Annotated in this window: 19 protein-coding genes; 11 read left to right on the plus strand and 8 right to left on the minus strand. The window is 44.4% G+C overall.

The window, feature by feature from the left end:
• Nucleotides 1–9 precede the first annotated feature (9 nt).
• Both DXX93_RS03625 and DXX93_RS03630 read right to left on the minus strand, forming a co-directional pair.
• Nucleotides 10–1,392 carry a class II fumarate hydratase gene (locus tag DXX93_RS03625; protein WP_116006857.1) on the minus strand — a complete coding sequence of 461 codons (1,383 nt, stop codon included), beginning with the start codon at nt 1,390–1,392 and terminating at the stop codon, nt 10–12.
• 14 nt (nt 1,393–1,406) lie between these two features.
• Nucleotides 1,407–1,781 carry a hypothetical protein gene (locus DXX93_RS03630; RefSeq protein WP_116006858.1) on the minus strand — a complete coding sequence of 125 codons (375 nt, stop codon included), beginning with the start codon at nt 1,779–1,781 and terminating at the stop codon, nt 1,407–1,409.
• A gap of 252 nt (nt 1,782–2,033) precedes the next feature.
• On the opposite strand from DXX93_RS03630, the gene DXX93_RS20765 reads away from it, so the two are divergent.
• Nucleotides 2,034–2,171 (plus strand): hypothetical protein, encoded by a 138-nt coding sequence (locus DXX93_RS20765; protein WP_181902131.1) that lies wholly within the window; start codon nt 2,034–2,036, stop codon nt 2,169–2,171.
• 63 nt (nt 2,172–2,234) lie between these two features.
• Here the strand turns inward: DXX93_RS20765 and DXX93_RS03635 are convergent, their stop codons facing one another.
• The 4 genes from DXX93_RS03635 to fldB form a co-directional block, all read right to left on the minus strand.
• Entirely contained in the window at nt 2,235–2,579 is a 345-nt protein-coding gene (locus DXX93_RS03635) for a hypothetical protein (protein WP_116006859.1), read from the minus strand.
• A gap of 4 nt (nt 2,580–2,583) precedes the next feature.
• The gene (locus DXX93_RS03640; protein ID WP_147302636.1) at nt 2,584–3,048 is read right to left on the minus strand and encodes a hypothetical protein; all 465 of its coding nucleotides are present in this window, start codon (nt 3,046–3,048) and stop codon (nt 2,584–2,586) included.
• Between the two features lie 376 nt (nt 3,049–3,424).
• A complete protein-coding gene (gene srmB, locus DXX93_RS03645; RefSeq protein WP_116006861.1) occupies nt 3,425–4,678 on the minus strand; it encodes an ATP-dependent RNA helicase SrmB in 1,254 nt (417 codons plus the stop codon).
• 223 nt (nt 4,679–4,901) lie between these two features.
• Nucleotides 4,902–5,438 carry a flavodoxin FldB gene (fldB, locus tag DXX93_RS03650; RefSeq protein ID WP_116006862.1) on the minus strand — a complete coding sequence of 179 codons (537 nt, stop codon included), beginning with the start codon at nt 5,436–5,438 and terminating at the stop codon, nt 4,902–4,904.
• Nucleotides 5,439–5,730: 292 nt separating this feature from the next.
• On the opposite strand from fldB, the gene dsbC reads away from it, so the two are divergent.
• The 8 genes from dsbC to DXX93_RS03690 all read left to right on the plus strand — a co-directional run bounded on the left by dsbC (nt 5,731) and on the right by DXX93_RS03690 (nt 13,590).
• Nucleotides 5,731–6,519 (plus strand): bifunctional protein-disulfide isomerase/oxidoreductase DsbC, encoded by a 789-nt coding sequence (dsbC, locus tag DXX93_RS03655; RefSeq protein WP_116006863.1) that lies wholly within the window; start codon nt 5,731–5,733, stop codon nt 6,517–6,519.
• A 149-nt stretch (nt 6,520–6,668) separates the two neighbouring features.
• Nucleotides 6,669–8,426 carry a single-stranded-DNA-specific exonuclease RecJ gene (gene recJ, locus DXX93_RS03660; protein WP_116006864.1) on the plus strand — a complete coding sequence of 586 codons (1,758 nt, stop codon included), beginning with the start codon at nt 6,669–6,671 and terminating at the stop codon, nt 8,424–8,426.
• 105 nt (nt 8,427–8,531) lie between these two features.
• A protein-coding gene (gene prfB / locus DXX93_RS03665; RefSeq protein WP_116006865.1) for a peptide chain release factor 2 occupies nt 8,532–9,630 on the plus strand; the annotation gives its coding sequence in 2 pieces (ribosomal slippage) (nt 8,532–8,606 and nt 8,608–9,630; 1,098 coding nt in all).
• A 74-nt stretch (nt 9,631–9,704) separates the two neighbouring features.
• Nucleotides 9,705–11,264, plus strand: coding sequence for a lysine--tRNA ligase (gene lysS, locus DXX93_RS03670; protein ID WP_116006866.1), 1,560 nt, complete (start codon nt 9,705–9,707; stop codon nt 11,262–11,264).
• Nucleotides 11,265–11,543: 279 nt separating this feature from the next.
• The gene (locus tag DXX93_RS03675) at nt 11,544–12,290 is read left to right on the plus strand and encodes an RNA polymerase sigma factor (protein WP_116006867.1); all 747 of its coding nucleotides are present in this window, start codon (nt 11,544–11,546) and stop codon (nt 12,288–12,290) included.
• Entirely contained in the window at nt 12,283–12,753 is a 471-nt protein-coding gene (locus DXX93_RS03680; RefSeq protein ID WP_116006868.1) for a DUF3619 family protein, read from the plus strand. The genes DXX93_RS03675 and DXX93_RS03680 overlap by 8 nt, the downstream gene beginning before the upstream one ends.
• Nucleotide 12,754: 1 nt before the next feature.
• The gene (locus tag DXX93_RS03685; protein WP_116006869.1) at nt 12,755–13,096 is read left to right on the plus strand and encodes a hypothetical protein; all 342 of its coding nucleotides are present in this window, start codon (nt 12,755–12,757) and stop codon (nt 13,094–13,096) included.
• Nucleotides 13,093–13,590, plus strand: coding sequence for a DUF3106 domain-containing protein (locus DXX93_RS03690; protein ID WP_116006870.1), 498 nt, complete (start codon nt 13,093–13,095; stop codon nt 13,588–13,590). The genes DXX93_RS03685 and DXX93_RS03690 overlap by 4 nt, the downstream gene beginning before the upstream one ends.
• A 25-nt stretch (nt 13,591–13,615) precedes the next feature.
• Here the strand turns inward: DXX93_RS03690 and DXX93_RS03695 are convergent, their stop codons facing one another.
• Nucleotides 13,616–14,584 (minus strand): hypothetical protein, encoded by a 969-nt coding sequence (locus DXX93_RS03695; protein ID WP_116006871.1) that lies wholly within the window; start codon nt 14,582–14,584, stop codon nt 13,616–13,618.
• 224 nt (nt 14,585–14,808) lie between these two features.
• Entirely contained in the window at nt 14,809–15,387 is a 579-nt protein-coding gene (locus DXX93_RS03700) for a hypothetical protein (RefSeq protein ID WP_116006872.1), read from the minus strand.
• A gap of 285 nt (nt 15,388–15,672) precedes the next feature.
• Here DXX93_RS03700 and DXX93_RS03705 point away from each other — a divergent pair, with 285 nt between their 5' ends.
• Together DXX93_RS03705 and DXX93_RS03710 are read left to right on the plus strand one after the other, a co-directional pair.
• Nucleotides 15,673–16,947 carry an energy transducer TonB gene (locus DXX93_RS03705; protein WP_181902132.1) on the plus strand — a complete coding sequence of 425 codons (1,275 nt, stop codon included), beginning with the start codon at nt 15,673–15,675 and terminating at the stop codon, nt 16,945–16,947.
• Between the two features lie 142 nt (nt 16,948–17,089).
• Nucleotides 17,090–17,365, plus strand: coding sequence for a hypothetical protein (locus DXX93_RS03710; RefSeq protein ID WP_116006874.1), 276 nt, complete (start codon nt 17,090–17,092; stop codon nt 17,363–17,365).
• Nucleotides 17,366–17,404: the final 39 nt, after the last annotated feature.

A 17,404-nucleotide genomic window follows, 5' to 3' on the forward strand; every position in this document is an offset into this window, starting at 1 on the left:
TTAAACGGTCTAGCTTTGAATGCCCCCCAAAGTGAGTTTCGCTGGATCTAGCAATTTCATTAGCTCTTCTTTACTTAGCTCAGTGTGCTCAGCCGCAACGTCAATAATAGGTCGACCTTCTTTGTAAGCGAGCTTGGCAATTTCCGCCGCTTTTAAGTAACCGATGATAGGGTTCAGTGCTGTCACTAAAATAGGGTTACGCGCTAACGCTTCTGCCAGCTTTTTATCGTTCACTTTGAATGTAGTGATTGCTTTGTCTGCTAGCTGAATCGAAATATTGCTTAATAGCTCAATACTGTCGAGTAAATTTTTAGCGACAAGTGGCAGCATGACATTTAACTCAAAGTTACCTGACTGACCTGCGATGGTAATCGTTGTATCATTGCCAATCACTTGCGCCGCGACCATAGCAGCAGCTTCTGGGATCACTGGGTTAACTTTACCTGGCATGATTGATGAGCCGGGTTGCAGTGCTTCCAATTCGATTTCGCCTAAGCCTGCTAAAGGACCAGAGTTCATCCAGCGCAAGTCGTTGGCAATTTTCATCATAGTCACCGCAACTGTTTTTAGCTGACCCGACAAGCTAACGGCAATATCTTGCGAGCCAATATGGGTAAAGAAGTTGTTGGCCGGGGTAAAGTTAAGCTGAGTTTTTTTACTTAATTCAGCATTGAACGTCGTCGCAAATTCGGGGTGAGCGTTGATACCCGTGCCAACCGCAGTACCACCTTGTGCCAATGATTGAATACTGGGCTGCAGTGCCTGCAAATGCGTAATATTTTGCGCTAGTTGATCAGCCCAGGCCAATAGCGACTGCGACATACTCACAGGCATGGCATCCATTAAATGCGTGCGGCCTGTTTTAATGTAGTGACTGACTTCTTCTGCTTTATTGCGAATAGCATCGCGCAGGTACGTTAGCGCGGGTAGCAATTTCTCCGACAGTTCAATTGCCGCACTGATATGAATAGTTGACGGAATAATGTCGTTACTACTTTGCCCGTAATTGATGTGATCATTAGCGCCAACATTGTCGCCATAAATGCGGGTTGCCAGCGTTGCTAACACTTCATTCGCATTCATGTTTGAGCTGGTGCCAGAGCCTGTTTGGAACACGTCAACAGGAAAGTGCTGCATGTAGTCTTCCGCCAGTAGCGCATCTACCGCTTGGCAAATGGCGTCGCTCATCGCTTGAGGAATCTGGGCTAATTCGCCATTAGCTTTGGCTGCGGCATATTTGGCGAGCAATAAAGCCCGTACAAATGCACTTGGCATTTGCTGGCCGCTGATCGGAAAATTGTTTACAGCGCGTTGAGTTTGTGCGGCATAAAGCGCATGTTCAGGCACGTGTAACTCGCCCATACTGTCTTTTTCAATACGATATTTTTCCATGATGGTTCCGTAACTTAGTAGTGATTTAGGCTGCTTTCTATGTAACGAGTAGAAATGGCCAGTTCGTTAAAAAGATCTCTGAGGTGCTGCTCAGAGGCTTCATTATTTGAGAGTTTTTTTAGCGCGCTCAACGGTAAGTAAATATTGTCTAAACAGGTTCGACGCCAGTGTGTGGGAACTAACTCGTCTAATACAGCCTCTAGCAATAGCTTAAACTGTGCTGTGTGTTTTGCGCGGAGTTTATCTAGCGAGAGGTTCTCTGTTTGTTGGCATGAGAGCCATAAATGGATCAAAACAGGATTATCAGGATCTGTCCCTTGGCGGATTTTTTGCTCCAAAATACTGTTGGCGACAGAATCACTTGAGCTAATTAAAGAGGGGCTTTGCATTAGTATCTCAGTGCTAAAATTTTATAGATAATAATGCGAATGGTTATCATTAACAAGGTATGTTTTAATGAATTAATGAAAAGTTAATGGTTATTCAATCAAATAAGTTTCGGCTCAGTAGTGGAAATGTTAGTGAACTAGTGGTTGCACGTGCGCCCGATTAACTACCTACATATTTAGCGGTTAAGTTTCCTGCGGTGAAATTTAGAAAAAAGTTGCACGATAAAAAGAAGTTGGCAGTAGGGCAAGGCGATGATGTCAAATGTCACAATTGGCGCCAATGGCTTAGCTAAATTTTCAGGTTTATTAGAACCATATGTTAGCCAAGAGAAAGGCAAGAAAAATCACTACCTTTCAAAAATTGCAGCCCAGTTATCAGGAAAAGGCTAACTGCTTTAGCATTGTTGTAACAGTTTTTATCATTAAAGCAGCTATTGATTAGTTCATATAAATTTACAAACCGTTACTTGCCATCTGAATCTGGCGAGAATATCGGTAGGCCGCTCCATTTTTACACAGGATATATATGGAATCATCTTTAGCTGTCGCTATTCGTTTACCCAATTGCGCAAGCTGTTTGGCGATGTAGCCAGCACCTGGAATAGTTCCTGCTGGCCTCGGAACTAGATCCATCATTTTAGAACAGCTTTGCGATGATCTCACCATTTCCCACGTTAGCTTGACCACTTTGTCGTTAATTGTAATTCGGCTTGCATAGCTTGCGCCAAAAAAAGATTTTAGTATTGTTTTAACTGAAGCGGGTGATACTTCTTTGTATTCCTTTAATTTACTCGTCATATTGCTATTCCATTTCTAATACAAGTGACATTACATCTGATTTGGTAACGTTTGTTAGACCCAATGACAAATAAACCTCCCTATCATTTGAGTCAAAAAAATAGGTTATTGAGTGAGGCTCAGGAGTATTGTGAGCGTCTAGCTCAATAAACGCAGTGTTACCGTTAATTGACAAGACCCCTTTGCCCCCTGACTCATTGACTCTGGATCTTTGAATTTTTACATACTGATTGATGGGGGGACTATTGGAAAATAAATTCGAAAACAGCTGGTAGGTTGATATTTCCTTACCATTACTACGAATTAAAGCATCAGGGTGGAAATCGGAAGAGTCACCGTAAGATAGTGAGATAATACTGCTATCTTTGACAAGCTTGAGGCCAATTAGCTTGCCCTGTTTAGACCTTACTTCTTGACAGCTGCTATATGGCTGAAAAAAAGAGATAACAGATTGTTCTAATGATGTCATTTTGTCTAGCTGACAATTGACTGGGGCTGTTTGTACTTTTAAGCTCAACAATAATAAAACACTAAAAAATGTTCTTATCATAAATTTGACAATCCATGTTTGTACCCCAACACAAGCTAACTGATATACAAATACCTTAACTTGTGTCGGAAATTTATCCTGTTTGTTGTTTTAACAAATTGAGTGGCTAAATACTAGCCAATTGTTTCATCTCGCTGTAGCTAGAGAGTTGAGGTGATTAAGCCGGAGAAGTGTCAATAAAAAGCGCTAAATTTCTGATGAAAAATAGCGCTTTTTTGTCTCTGTTTTGGAGTTAACAACCAAGTTTGCAGGTGTTGCTTTCTTGGTTGTTTATATGCTGTTTTTATTCAGGCGGTTACTTTTTCTTCGCCGATTTCTTTGCCACTTTTTTCGCGATTTTCTTCGCTTTGGCTTTTTTCTGTGCCGCCGACTTTTTCACTTTCGGCTTTTTCATTGGCACTTTGGCTTCTTTAAATTTCGGTCTAAGCTCGTCAATTACACGGCGTTGCAGGCGCTCTTTGGTGTAGCGTTCAATCTTACCGATGGCTAGCATATCGTGCGCTTCGACCAGTGAAATTGCGGTACCTTTGTTACCCGCACGGCCAGTACGGCCAATACGGTGCAAGTAAATATCGGCTTTGCGTGGCATATCAAAGTTAATCACGTGGGTGATATCGTCAATATCTAAACCACGGGCAGCGACATCGGTTGCCACTAACACGTTAAGCTCACCTTTGCGTAAGCGCTCAACCGCGCTGTTACGCTTGTCTTGTGGCATTTTACCTTCTAACCAAACACACGGAATGTCAGCGCTGTAAAGTTTGCCTGATAAGAACTGCACTGTTTCACGCTTGTTGGCAAACACTACGGCACGCTCTACTTCTTCTTGTTTAAGAATGTGAGTCAGTAGCTCAAGCTTGTGTTGCTTATCATCCGCTAAGTGCAACCACTGGTGGATTTTCGCTTTTTCTTTACGAGACGGGTTCGCTTCTAAGTACACAGGCTCATCAAGGATGTCTTTGGCGAACTTGATCACGCCAGCACCTTCAAGTGTTGCCGAGAACAACATGGTTTGTTTACGCCAGCGCGCTTCACCAATAATGCGGTTGATGGTGTCGGCAAAACCCATATCTAGCATGCGATCTGCTTCATCAAGAATAAGGATCTCAATCTCACGGGCATCGAATTGTTCGTTCTCGATATACTCCATTAAACGACCCGGTGTCGCGATCAGCATATCGGTAGTGGCCGTAAGAATTTCTTTGTGGCTACCGTAGTTAACGCCGCCAGTGATCACACCCGTTTTAATGTTAGTGTGGGCGGTGAGTAGCTCGTTTTGCTCGCTAATTTGCAGTGCTAATTCACGTGTCGGCGATAATACTAAGACACGTGGAAAGCCCGGCTTTGTCCGTGGGTAATCCAGTAAATGCTGAGCAGCAGGTAATAAAAACGCCGCGGTTTTACCTGTCCCTGTTGGCGCTGAGGCTAAAATGTCTTTGCCGTCCATTGCTTCGGGCAGCACTAATTGCTGAATGGAAGTGGGCTTTTTAAAACCGGCTTTGGCAATGCCACCGATCAGGTCTTGGTCTAAATCAAACTGCTCGAACATGAATATTACGTCGCTACTTGGGCACAAAGATGTGCAGATTATAGTGTGAAACTGTTTATTTATCTAAAAGTGGCTGGTGCCAAGACAAAGCATTAATACCATACATTAATACAAGGCATTGTTTGGGCGTATGCACTCTTAGTTCGTGTTTTTAATGTTGCGTGGGCCGCTTGTAAGCAGCTTTACGCTAGAATTCTTTTGTGAATTTGGCGATTTTGGTGAATCAAGCCAGTATATCAGCAATCTCTTCCAATACTTGTTGACACCATTGGCTAATACGGGCGTCAGACTGGTCATATTGGTTGTCTTCATCCAAGGCTAACCCGACAAATTGGCTGCCATCTTGGGTAAGCGCTTTTGAGGCTGCAAATTCATAGCCTTGGTTTGGCCAGTAACCAATGACATGACCACCTTGTTCAACCACACAGGTGTGCAGCATCCCCAAGGCGTCTTGGAACCATTCAGTGTAGCCAATTTGATCGCCCATGCCATACAGGGCAACAATTTTGTCGGCGAAGCTAATGGTCGCTAAGTCTTGCCACTGTGACTCCCAATCTTCTTGCAACTCGCCGTAATCCCACGTAGAAATACCTAACATAACGAGGTCGTAATCGGCGATCAAAGATAATGATGCATCTTTAATATTGTACAGCTCTACTAGCGGTGTACCAGTCTCATCGTTACCCATTTCCGCCTGAATTTTCTCAGCCGCTATTTCGGTGTAACAGGTAGTGGAGCCATAGAATAAGCCGATTTTCATTGGGTTATTACGCCTTGTTTTATCTGAGTATTTACGTGAGTCGTGAGTGAAGCAGCCACTCGCTAATATCGAATTGGCATTAAAACGGGCGCGAGTTTAGCAGAAATGGCGTATTCTTCGCCACTACTATTGCGCGTTTTACCTCGTTTTTGGTCATCAGATTTGTAAGCTTTTGACATGAGTTTGCATTTTTGCTGAGTAGGCTGTAATTTTAGCCATACAATCAGGGTCTTTGTGTTCACTTAAATTTCTGATAACCAATAACCCTATTACCCAATTTTGGATGACGTTAATGAAAAAGCTGTTTTCAGCCGCGGTATATGCCAGCGCGCTTCTATGTTCTTCTTTTACTTTGGCTGCGTTTGCCGCAAGCCCTGAGCAAGTGCCATCAGCAGCGACTAGTGCGCCAGTGGCAAGTTTCGACGCGGAAAAATTAAAGCAGATAATTGGCCAAACACTAGGTTTAGACGTGAGCGCAGCGCGCAAAACGCCTATGCCAGGTTTAGCTGAAATTGTGACCGAGCAAGGCTTGTTTTACACCAGCTACGATGGTGAGTATTTTATTCAAGGCAAGTTGTTTAACTTGGGGCCAAACGTAACCAATTTAACCGAAACTAGCCTAGCGCAAGTGCGTTTAGACGGTATGGCGAAGTTTGAAAAAGACATGATCGTCTTTCCTGCGAAAAATGAGAAGCATGTCGTGACTGTGTTTACTGACATCACTTGTGGCTACTGCCGTAAGCTGCACAATAATATGGAAGCGTACAACGATTTAGGTATTACCGTTCGTTACTTGGCCTACCCACGGGCTGGTATTTTCCAAGCACCAGGTCAATACACTCAAGGCTTTGAAGACTTGCGCTCTATTTGGTGTAACGAAGACCCGGCCAAAGCGATGACGCGTGCCAAAGCAGGCTCAAGTGTTGCTCGCCGCATTTGTGATAAGCCTGTAGAGGATAACTTTAAGTTTGGCCGTCAAGTTGGCGTGAGTGGCACACCTGCAATTATCCTCGCAAATGGTTTTATGCTACCGGGTTACCGTGATGCCGATGACCTAATGAATATTTTAGAAAACCTATAAATTTAGTCGTTTTCTTAAATCCCAAAGGCCGCACTTAGTTGTGGCCTTTTTATTGGCTTTTTTTCGTTGGCAATTAGTGTGCGAATCTAAGTAAAATTACCGCTTAACACCACAGCTTTCTTGCCAACACTTAATAACACGCTGACACCATGCAAAAACACATCATTCGCCGCACGCCAGTTGCCGACCAACATTTACCGATGAACCTTCACCCTGTAGTACGTCAGCTTTATGCCAGCAGAGGCGTAGCCGGGGATCATGAACTTGAACTAACACTCAAGCAAATGGCGCCGGTAACCAGCTTATCCGGCTTAGTAGCAGGTTGTGACATTCTTTATCAAGCTCTGCAAACGGGCAAGTGCATTACCATTGTTGGCGATTTTGATGCAGATGGCGCAACCAGCACGGCGTTAATGATGGAAGCGTTAACCTTGTTAGGCAGTCGTACGCACAATTTCATTGTGCCGAATCGTTTTGAGTATGGTTATGGTTTGTCACCAGAGATCGTCGAAATTGCCCACCAGCAAGGTGCCGAGTTAATCATTACCGTCGATAACGGCATTAGCTGTTTTGCCGGGATTGAACGTGCGCAATCTTTTGGCATGCAAGTGATTGTTACAGACCACCATTTACCGGGTGAGAAGCTGCCACCTGCTGATGCCATTATTAATCCCAATCAGTACGACTGCCAGTTTCCGTCAAAAGCCTTGGCTGGCGTGGGGGTTGCTTTCTATTTTATGCTGGCACTGCGCAAGCTATTACGTGATGAAAACTGGTTTGCCAACCAGCAAATTCCAGAGCCAAATCTTGCACAATTACTCGATTTAGTGGCGTTAGGGACGGTGGCCGATGTCGTCCCGCTGGATGCCAATAACCGTATTTTAGTGGCGCAAGGGTTAAAACGAATTCGTGCGGGTTTCACGCGCCCGGGTATTCAAGCGTTAATTGAAATCGCTAAACGCGATCAAACTAAGCTGGTGGCGGCTGACTTTGGTTTTGCTCTTGGTCCACGTATTAATGCGGCAGGGCGATTGGATGATATGTCGTATGGCATTAACTGCTTGCTGGCTAATGATTTAATGGAAGCGCGGGTGATGGCGTCAGAGTTGGATGAACTCAATAAAGCCCGTCGCGAAATTGAACAAGGGATGCAAGTGGAAGCCGAGCGCGTGCTTGCAAGCCTCAAGTTTTCTCAAGACAACTTGCCTTTTGCCATTGCGCTCTTTCAAAAGGACTGGCACCAAGGGGTCATTGGGATTGTCGCGGGTCGCTTAAAAGAGAAGTTCCATCGTCCCAGTATTGTGTTTGCCGCAGCCGATGCTGACTTTCCTGATAAAGATGGCGTTTTTGATAACGAACAGGAAATTAAAGGCTCGGCACGTTCAATCCCGGGTTTACATATTCGTGATTTACTCGAACATATCGATAGCCAACACCCGAATATTATTATCAAGTTTGGCGGCCATGCCATGGCGGCTGGCTTGTCGATTCAGGCGAAAAACTTCGATCAGTTTAATCAGTTGTTTAGCCAATATGCCGAAGCTTGGTTAGACAAAGATCAACTAACGGGCACACTGCTATCTGATGGCGAATTACCGGCCTCGTTAATGACCATTGAATTTGCCGATTTATTGCAAGAAGCTGGCCCTTGGGGACAACAATTTCCTGAACCACTATTTGACGATGAATTTGAGCTGTTACAGCAACGCATTGTTGGCGAAAAACACTTAAAACTGGTTGTGCAAAAAGACAATATTGCCTTTGATGCCATCGCTTTTAATATTGATGTGAAGGCGTGGCCGAATAGTCAGGCCAAAAAAGCGCATATCGCCTATAAATTATCGGTGAATGAGTTTCGCGGTAAGCAAAATGTCCAGCTGATGGTGGAGCATTTGAAAGCCTTGTAAAAAGCGCTATTTTTAGCCATTTATTTAGTCGTTTAATTAGACAGGCATTTAAGCTACAATGCCGAACTTTTCCAATCGGCATTTTGATAAGAGTTTTCGACCCGAATGTTTGAAGTTAATCCTGTATTAAACACCATTAAAGACATTAAAGAGCGCACCACCATGCTTAGGGGGTACCTTTGACTACGAAGTCAAAGCTGAGCGTTTAGTTGAAGTTACTCGCGAATTAGAATTACCGGAGATTTGGAACGAGCCTGAGCGCGCGCAAGAGCTTGGTAAAGAGCGCTCGGCGTTAGAGGCGGTGGTGAATACCATTGAGCAGCTGGAAGCGGGCTGCGAAGATATTGAAGGCTTAGTTGAGCTGGCGGTTGAAGCGGAAGACGAAGATACCTTTAATGAAGCCGAAGCCGAGGCACAAGAGCTGGTAGAGCAGCTCGAAAAGCTGGAATTTCGCCGGATGTTTGCCGGCGAGCAAGACGAAAACGATTGCTACCTCGACATTCAATCAGGCTCAGGTGGTACCGAAGCGCAAGACTGGGCAGAAATGCTGATGCGTATGTACCTGCGCTGGGGTGAAGCACATGGTTTTAAAACCGAAGTGATTGAAGTGTCAGACGGTGATGTTGCCGGTATTAAAGGTTGCACCATTAAATACTCGGGCGAATACGCTTACGGTTGGCTGCGCACAGAAACGGGCGTGCATCGTCTAGTACGTAAGTCACCGTTCGACTCTAGTGGCCGTCGTCATACCTCGTTTGCTTCAGCGTTTATTTACCCTGAAATTGACGACAATATCGAAATTGATATCAACCCTGCCGATTTACGCGTTGATACGTTCCGCGCGTCAGGTGCCGGTGGTCAGCACGTTAACAAAACTGATTCTGCTATTCGTATTACCCATATTCCAACGGGTGCTGTGGTGGCGTGTCAAAACGATCGCTCGCAACACAAGAACCGTGCAACAGCCATGAAGCTATTAAAAGCTAAGCTGTATGAAATGGAAATTCAAAAGCAAAACGAAGACAAACAAGCGCTCGAAGAAGGTAAATCCGATATCGGCTGGGGCAGCCAAATTCGCTCTTACGTATTAGACGATAGCCGAATTAAAGACTTACGCACTGGCGTGGAAAACCGCAATACCCAAGCGGTATTAGACGGTGATTTAGATAAATTTATTGAAGCTTCGCTGAAATCCGGGCTTTAGTAACACCATTTTGAATATTAACTAAGCTAACCCTCAAAATGTTAGCTGTATTTTAACCAAGTTTGAGACTGAAAATGACAGACCAAGCACATCAAGACGAAAATAAATTAATCGCCGAGCGTCGCGGCAAATTAGCGCAAATTCGCGAAAACTGCCCGGCTAATGGCCATCCAAACCAGTTTGACCGAAAACACTATGCAGCTGATTTACAAGCTGCCCACGGTGAGAAAGACAAAGAAACGCTTGAAGCTGAAACTGACGTTTACAGCATTGCTGGTCGTGTCATGGCTAAGCGTGGTCCATTCTTGGTATTACAAGATATGACGGGTCGCATTCAAGCTTACGCTGACAAAAACGTGCAAAAAGACATTAAAGCCCGTTTGGGCGGTGTACTAGATATCGGGGATATCGTTGGTGTAACAGGTACTTTGCATAAGTCTGGCAAAGGCGATTTATACGTCAATATGGACAAGTACGAGCTACTGACTAAGTCGCTACGTCCATTGCCAGAAAAATTCCACGGCTTACAAGATACTGAAACTAAGTACCGTCAGCGTTACGTGGATTTGATCACCAATGAAGAAACCCGTGAAACTTTCCGTATTCGCTCGAAAATTGTTGAAGGTATTCGTCGCTTCCTAGCGGATCGCGACTTTATGGAAGTGGAAACGCCAATGCTACAAACCATTCCAGGTGGTGCAACGGCAAAGCCCTTTATTACTCACCATAATGCGTTAGATGTACAAATGTACATGCGTATTGCCCCTGAGCTTTACTTAAAGCGCCTAGTGGTTGGTGGCTTTGAGCGCGTTTTCGAAATTAACCGCAACTTCCGTAACGAAGGCTTATCAACACGTCACAACCCAGAATTCACTATGATTGAATTCTACCAAGCGTACGCTGACTACCATGATTTAATGAACCTAACTGAAGACATGCTTCGCACGTTAGCGGAAGATGTAATGGGTAACCCAGTGCTCCGCAATACCGTGAAAAACGCTGACGGTGAAGTCGTGGAAGAAAAATTCTACGACTTTGGTAAGCCATTCGCGCGTTTATCTATGGTTGATGCTATTTTGAAATACGCACCTCAAGGTATGGTAACCAGCGAAGACGAAGCGGCATTACGCGATCCTGAAAACAACTTCGATACCATCAAAGCATTAGCGAAAAAAGCGCATGTTAAAGAAGGTGATGCGGCGAAAGTGTGGGGCCCAGGTAAGTACATTTGTGAAATCTTCGAAGAAGTGGCTGAGCATTTACTTGACCAACCGACGTTTATCACCGAATACCCGTGGGAAGTGTCGCCACTGGCACGCCGTAACGACGAAAATCCATTTATTACTGACCGTTTTGAATTCTTCGTTGGTGGTCGTGAATTAGCCAATGGTTTCTCTGAGCTTAACGATGCCGAAGATCAAGCCGAGCGCTTCCGCAAGCAAGTGGAAGAGAAAGACGCCGGTGATGATGAAGCGATGCACTTTGATGAAGACTACATCAACGCGCTTGAGTACGGCTTACCACCAACAGCCGGTGAAGGTATTGGTATCGACCGTTTAGTGATGTTATTCACTGACTCGCCAACCATTAAAGACGTGATTTTATTCCCGCATATGCGTCCTTTGGCTGAGTAGAAAAGGCCGAATAGAAAAGGCTGAGTAGAAAAGGCGAATAGAAAAAGCCGAGCAGTTTGTTAACTGCACATCGCTATTGAGAGAAAAGCACCTTAGGGTGCTTTTTTTGTGTCTGACTGCAAGAGCTGATAATCGCGTTATACGCAATTTTTTTTACTTTATATGTCAACCAACTAACTTGTGCTACGTTAGAGTAAATAAAGCCGTTAGTTAGCAAAAAGTATGGATAACGTAATCGCACAGGTTAAAGGCACTAAGTGATAGGACATTCTAACGTAAATGAGTAGCCCTCAAGCTGGTGCCGAAAATCGCCGCAAAGAAGGCATTAAGGAACGCAATACACAAAACAGTTCAATTGGCGAAGCTGAGCGATTGGCTGAGCAATTGAATGACGTTGACCAGTTTTTTATTGCCATTGAAAAGCGTGCCTACCAAATGGCGATGTTTGCCGTGCGCAATCACCACGATGCGTTGGATATCGTGCAAGAGAGCATGATCAAGTTGGTGGAGCGTTATTTAGATAAGCCTTCGTATGAGTATAAGCCTTTGTTTTATCGTATTATGCAGAATAAAATTACCGACTGGCATCGCCATCAAAAGCTGCGTAACTTGGTGTTTTTCTGGCAATCGCAAAATGACATGGATGAGCAAGAGAACTGGCTAGCATCGGCATCTGCGGTAATGAATTCCCAAGCGAGTCCCGTCGATGAGCTGCAGGCAAAACAGCTACAAGTAAGGTTAACCAAAGCATTGGCCAGTTTATCTTGGCAGCAACAACAGTGTTATTTATTACGCAATTGGGAGGGCTTCTCGGTTGCGGATACTGCACAGATTATGGGCTGCTCTGAGGGCAGTATTAAAACGCATTTTTCACGTGCCACAGCCAAATTAGCCGAGTTATTGGCTGATTGTGATTTAGCAAAGGAGCCGACAGAAAACGCTTTCAATAGCGTGGCTAAGACAAGTTCAAATAAGCCAGTTCACAGCAACCAGAAGGAGCGTCAACAGGGGAAGCAAGATGACTAAACCCAGCAAGTCTACACATACGCCTCAAATACTTAAAAAGCGAGTTAACCAGTATTTAGATCAGCAAGTGAGTGAACTGCCAGATAGTGTTGCAAGCGAACTTCAAATTGCGCGCCAACGGGCATTGTTAGTGGCTCGGCAGCATAGCCAAGCAAGTTCGAAGGCTAATACGATGGCGACGAATAGCTGGCGAGCGAGGCTTGATGCATTTAAGCTTGCTGACGTGTTAAAACCCAAACTGCTTACCCCAGTTGCACTTGCAGTGTGTTTAGCGATAACAGTAAACTATTTGCAATTATCATTACCACAAACCTCGCCGCACTATACCGCGACGGCTAATGTGCAGCCGCTGCCAAGAGAGATTTTGGCAGTCGAGGTGCTAGAGGAAGATCTGGCGTTATTGCAGGAACTTGAGTTTGCGACTTGGCTATCACAACAAACGGGATTGGAGGAAACACTTTAAGATGGTGTTAGCACTAGGTTTCTCCAGTCCATTAGCTTATTCAGGTTCACTGCTCGCAGCAGAGCAAGCAGGCAATAACAGCCCAGCTGCGAGTGCCAATAACACCACGAGTAACAAGTCAAGCACACAAGTCAGTGGTGATTTTCTGTCTTATTTAGCAGAGCTTGTCGAAGTGGATGGCAAACTCGTTCATCCGACTGAGCTAAACAAAGAAGCATTAAAAAGTGAACTGCTTAAACAGGCTCAGGCTGGCGCTGAAAAGCAACCCAGTACACAAAGCAACAAGCCAAAAGAGCAAAAGCTTAGCGGCAATAAATTAGATAGTAGTGAGGGCGAACAATGAATATTATTCGTTTGCTTGTCGCCAGTTTACTTGCTGTTGAACTTTCTCTTTCGGTGGTAAATCTAGCCGTAGCAAAAGACTGGCAGGCGCTATCGAAAGCTCAGCAAAATGTACTGACCGAATTTGCTAGTGACTGGTCGTCACTGCCTAAAACACAACAAGAAAAATTAGCCTTAGGTGCGCAGCGCTGGTTAACCATGGACGCGCAAGACCGCGAAAAAGCGCTTGGCCACTTCAAGCGTTGGCAAAGCTTAGCGCCAGAGCAGCGCCAAGCACTAAAACAGCGAATGCAGCAGTTTCGTCAATTGCCGAAAGCGCAGCAACAACAAATGCGTGATGCGATGCGCAAATTTCAAAAAATGTCACCAGAAAAGCAACGCCAACTGCGCCAGCAATTTCAAAAGGCACAACGGCAAAAAGTGCTTAGACAGCAACAAAAGCAGCAACAGCGTCAGCAATTACGAAAACAGCAAAAGCGAACGCCACGTGGTTAGTTGAAATGTGCTCGTTTTATGATCTCTAGAAGCCATAGCTAAAAGTAAAATTACCACTGCGGGCATTATCATCTGCCGCAAAACTGGTTGAAATATTGAGCTCAACACCTAATTGTGACGAGAATTGATAACCGATAAATACGTTAACTAAACCGTATTCATCACCGCTCACTTGTTGTGAAAAACTGGCTTGTCTAACGGTCGAGCCGCCTGAAGGTCGAGCGCCAGACAGGTTGCGGGCTAATGTATCGGTTTCACCCGAAATTAAGTGGTGCCAGCTAATGCCTGCGCCATAACTGATGCTTTGCTGGCGCGCTAGGTTTTCGCTTTGATTACCACTTAGTGGTTGCCATCGCGATAAACTTATATGCAAGCTGGCAAATAGTGAATCGCCACTGGAGTCTATTTCGTTGACGCGAGTATTGATGTCACCTCTATCGTCTTCTCTTGTGCGAATCCGAGTGCTTGCTCGTTGCCAGTCGGTATATTTCAGTTTGCCCGCTAACGACCAGTACCATGCATTTTGGCTGTCACTGGTAAAATCGCCATAGCTGATACTGGCGCTGGTATTCGGTGCTTGATACTGTTCCGTAAAAATGGTGCCGACGCGCGCATTTGCGACCATGATATCTTCATCCAAATCGCCATAAGTTATGACGGCATACCAATTTTGCCATTGATAACTAAGACCTAGGCGCCAACTATCGCTGTCCAAATCTACATTGGTTCGTTCGTTGACTGCCGTGTCATCTTGATAGCGGCCATAGCTGATATTAAGTCCCAGTTGCTCGGTAATATCTAGATTGCCATAAAGTGTCGCGCCTTTCGGGGTTAAATCGACATGAGTATCTGATAAGTAAAAGGTATCTTGGTATTGCCCTAGTGATAACGATAAAGAATTCGCATGGGCTGGCGATAGGGCAAAGTAAGCGAGCAGGCCTGTAACTATACTAGTGACTAAAAGCGGTGGAGTGTTTTTCTTAATACTTACCATTTGGCGACAAACAAATTAGCGAGTTTGCTTTATGGTAAGTAAGATAGTTTGCGCTTTCAATCAGTTAACGCCGTTAGTTAGCGCTGTGCAATTGAACTTCTACTGTGCTTTAACGGCACGCAGATAGGTAAAAGCTAGCCCAATAAAGAGAGCTAGCTTGCTCGTAACGCGGTCACCTTGTGTGCTCTAGCACGCGTTAGCATTGTTTCTGCTGCTTGTTGGCGTTAGATCACTTCGCTATCTTCGACAACTTCGCTAATACAGGTTTTTAATGCACGCTTGGTACCAGCACGCTCACTACGAAATGCTTTGCGCTCTTCTTTTGTGACAAAGCCGTCAGCATCTGCGTCCATTGCTGTAAAGCGCTCTGTTGCTTTGGCGTTAGCGGCGGCTGTTGCCTCATCGAGATCGATAAAGGTATCACTGTTGCTGTCTTTGCTGTCAAATCTTTCTTGTGGCGTGCTAAAGTCGTCAACACTTGGCACTACTATGGTGTCACTGCCGAGCTCTGCTTTTAGGTCGGCGACACAGTCGACAATTTCTTGTGCGTATAGGGTAAGATCTCTGCTGCCTGATTTGCTGGCGCTAAATTCTTCAAAGCTAACTAAGCCATCTTCGTCAGTATCCAAACGGGTAAACTTACGCTCTGCTTTCGCGCTGGCAGCAGCAATGGCTTCGCTTAACTCGATACTACCGTCGCCATTATTGTCGATGCTGCCACCGCGATGTTTGGCATGTGTTAGGTTGGCTGTTAGGGCAAGAGATAATGCTAGACTGGCTGTTAAAATTTGCTTGTTATTCATTAGACACTCCGATGTTCAAATAAATGTTGAAATAAATGTTCAAATAAAAGTTGAACTAAAATTGTGATTTGTTGGTGTTCATAGCTGTTAACGTGTCAGTTTGACGTTGGTTGACATGTCTACTAAGTTTTTTTGAATAATGCTTTGTGTCGCCGATAGGAAGCTGAGATATGATCGAAATACTTGTTTAGTTAGCTTTTATTTAATGATATTCAACATGGCTCTTACTGCTTGCCTAACGTGTTGTAATTGCTATAGTGTTTCGAATTCGCAAAGGAGATGCTTATGAACAAGCTGAACTTATTAATATTTTCGATTAACGCCTACTTACTCTTTAGCCCGGCGGCTATTGCCAAACTGCCTCCTGAAACATCACCTCAAATACAATCTAATCATGAGCCGGCCAGCACGAACCCAATTTTATCTACTGAAATAACCCAGATTATTGATGCTAAACCTAAATTTCGAGTGCCGCCCAAGTTTCCAGTTAATGAAGCGAAAAAGGGAGTTGATGGTTGGGTCAGGCTGAGCTTTATTGTCGAGCCTGACGGCACTACCAGTAATGTTGTTATTTTGGAATCAACAGGGCGTAAGGGCTTTGAGCGAGCAGCTTTAAAGGCACTCAAACAATGGCAATATGAGCCAGCAATGGAAAATGGCAAGCCGATCCAACAGTGTAAAAATAGAGTCCAGCTATCGTTTTCGATGAATCGTGACAAAGACGGAGTGTCGAGACGCTTCTACAGCCTTTATAAGGATCTCGAACAAGCAATCGCAGACCAAGAATCAGAGGAGGTTGATAGGCTAGCTGCGCGGCTTAAAGGTTTTGATATCAAAACCTTGCGGGAATCTTTTTACAAGTACCAGATAATGGCGAAGTATGCTGAATTTAAAGGCCATAAAGCTCAACAATTAAAGCATTTGACCAGTGCGTATGATTTTTCCAGTTCGAGAAAATTCTTTGAATACAAGCAAAGACAAAAAGCGAGTCAAGTGGACGCCGTTGGTACGAAAAATTCTGAGTTAGAAGCAACAGAAAAACTGAGTGTTAAAGCACAAAATTATTACCATTTCCTCGATGGCTCACTGTTTCCAGTATTACATGAAAAATTATTACTCGAACTCGACTTTGGCCGTGTTGGTGATGCCCTCAATTCTGTCGATAAGTTGTTGTTACTTTCCTCTGCCAAGCCTAATTGGCCGGCATACCAGCAGCAAAAACAAACGCTTATTGATTTTATTGCCAGCGATGCACCCATAATCACCCAAGGCAATATAGGCAAAAGAGACTTTTGGCAGCACACGCTAATTCGCAATGAATTTCAATTAACGGATGTCTCTGGTGAACTTCACAAATTGGACATACGTTGCCGAAATAAGCGTCATGTGTACACCGTTAATGACCAATCGGTGTGGAAAATTCCACAGAGTTGGCAGGGGTGTAATGTCCTCGTCTATGGTGACAACAATGCGAGCTTTAAATTAGTGGAGTTAAATCCAAGCAATACGGCTAAACAGGTGACGGAATCTGTTAGAGAACAGGTGAAAGAACAAGGCTAATATCCAGTTAGATGCACGCTGTCGCATCCAAATGAAAGAGCGGTTTATCGCGATAACAAAAAAGTTGTAATAAAAATAAACAGCCAGCGACTAGTGAGTAGTAATCATTGATTGAACTGACTTTTATATTTGGGAGCTGGATATGGAAATTGTTGAAAAAACCTTGCTAATCTTCACCATAATGGCGGCTATTGTTGGGCTTGCTTGGTTAGATAAACGTTTTGCTCTTGGGCTATCGGGGGGAATGAATTTAGGCGTTTCAGCCAATGCTAAAGGCTCTGCCAAAGATGCTGAGCTACAGCGCCAAATTGCAGAAAAATCTCAAGAAGTAGAGTTGCTTAAACAACGTGTTGCAACTTTGGAGCGGATTGTGACCGATCCTGCCGAGCAATTAAAACGTGAAATAGATCGACTTTAACTATTTGCTTGGTATTGGCTAACCCTGATGTCATCGGTA

The sequence above is a fragment of the Thalassotalea euphylliae genome (assembly GCF_003390335.1).
Classification (GTDB): Bacteria; Pseudomonadota; Gammaproteobacteria; order Enterobacterales; family Alteromonadaceae; genus Thalassotalea_F; species Thalassotalea_F euphylliae_B.

What these genes read in the sequence shown, in the direction of transcription:
- DXX93_RS03625 (WP_116006857.1), bottom strand. Translation starts at nt 1,392, where the DNA reads ATGGAAAAATATCGTATTGAAAAAGACAGTATGGGCGAGTTACACGTG.
- DXX93_RS03630 (WP_116006858.1), bottom strand. Translation starts at nt 1,781, where the DNA reads ATGCAAAGCCCCTCTTTAATTAGCTCAAGTGATTCTGTCGCCAACAGT.
- DXX93_RS20765 (WP_181902131.1), top strand. Translation starts at nt 2,034, where the DNA reads ATGATGTCAAATGTCACAATTGGCGCCAATGGCTTAGCTAAATTTTCA.
- DXX93_RS03635 (WP_116006859.1), bottom strand. Translation starts at nt 2,579, where the DNA reads ATGACGAGTAAATTAAAGGAATACAAAGAAGTATCACCCGCTTCAGTT.
- DXX93_RS03640 (WP_147302636.1), bottom strand. Translation starts at nt 3,048, where the DNA reads ATGACATCATTAGAACAATCTGTTATCTCTTTTTTTCAGCCATATAGC.
- srmB (WP_116006861.1), bottom strand. Translation starts at nt 4,678, where the DNA reads ATGTTCGAGCAGTTTGATTTAGACCAAGACCTGATCGGTGGCATTGCC.
- fldB (WP_116006862.1), bottom strand. Translation starts at nt 5,438, where the DNA reads ATGAAAATCGGCTTATTCTATGGCTCCACTACCTGTTACACCGAAATA.
- dsbC (WP_116006863.1), top strand. Translation starts at nt 5,731, where the DNA reads ATGAAAAAGCTGTTTTCAGCCGCGGTATATGCCAGCGCGCTTCTATGT.
- recJ (WP_116006864.1), top strand. Translation starts at nt 6,669, where the DNA reads ATGCAAAAACACATCATTCGCCGCACGCCAGTTGCCGACCAACATTTA.
- lysS (WP_116006866.1), top strand. Translation starts at nt 9,705, where the DNA reads ATGACAGACCAAGCACATCAAGACGAAAATAAATTAATCGCCGAGCGT.
- DXX93_RS03675 (WP_116006867.1), top strand. Translation starts at nt 11,544, where the DNA reads ATGAGTAGCCCTCAAGCTGGTGCCGAAAATCGCCGCAAAGAAGGCATT.
- DXX93_RS03680 (WP_116006868.1), top strand. Translation starts at nt 12,283, where the DNA reads ATGACTAAACCCAGCAAGTCTACACATACGCCTCAAATACTTAAAAAG.
- DXX93_RS03685 (WP_116006869.1), top strand. Translation starts at nt 12,755, where the DNA reads ATGGTGTTAGCACTAGGTTTCTCCAGTCCATTAGCTTATTCAGGTTCA.
- DXX93_RS03690 (WP_116006870.1), top strand. Translation starts at nt 13,093, where the DNA reads ATGAATATTATTCGTTTGCTTGTCGCCAGTTTACTTGCTGTTGAACTT.
- DXX93_RS03695 (WP_116006871.1), bottom strand. Translation starts at nt 14,584, where the DNA reads ATGGTAAGTATTAAGAAAAACACTCCACCGCTTTTAGTCACTAGTATA.
- DXX93_RS03700 (WP_116006872.1), bottom strand. Translation starts at nt 15,387, where the DNA reads ATGAATAACAAGCAAATTTTAACAGCCAGTCTAGCATTATCTCTTGCC.
- DXX93_RS03705 (WP_181902132.1), top strand. Translation starts at nt 15,673, where the DNA reads ATGAACAAGCTGAACTTATTAATATTTTCGATTAACGCCTACTTACTC.
- DXX93_RS03710 (WP_116006874.1), top strand. Translation starts at nt 17,090, where the DNA reads ATGGAAATTGTTGAAAAAACCTTGCTAATCTTCACCATAATGGCGGCT.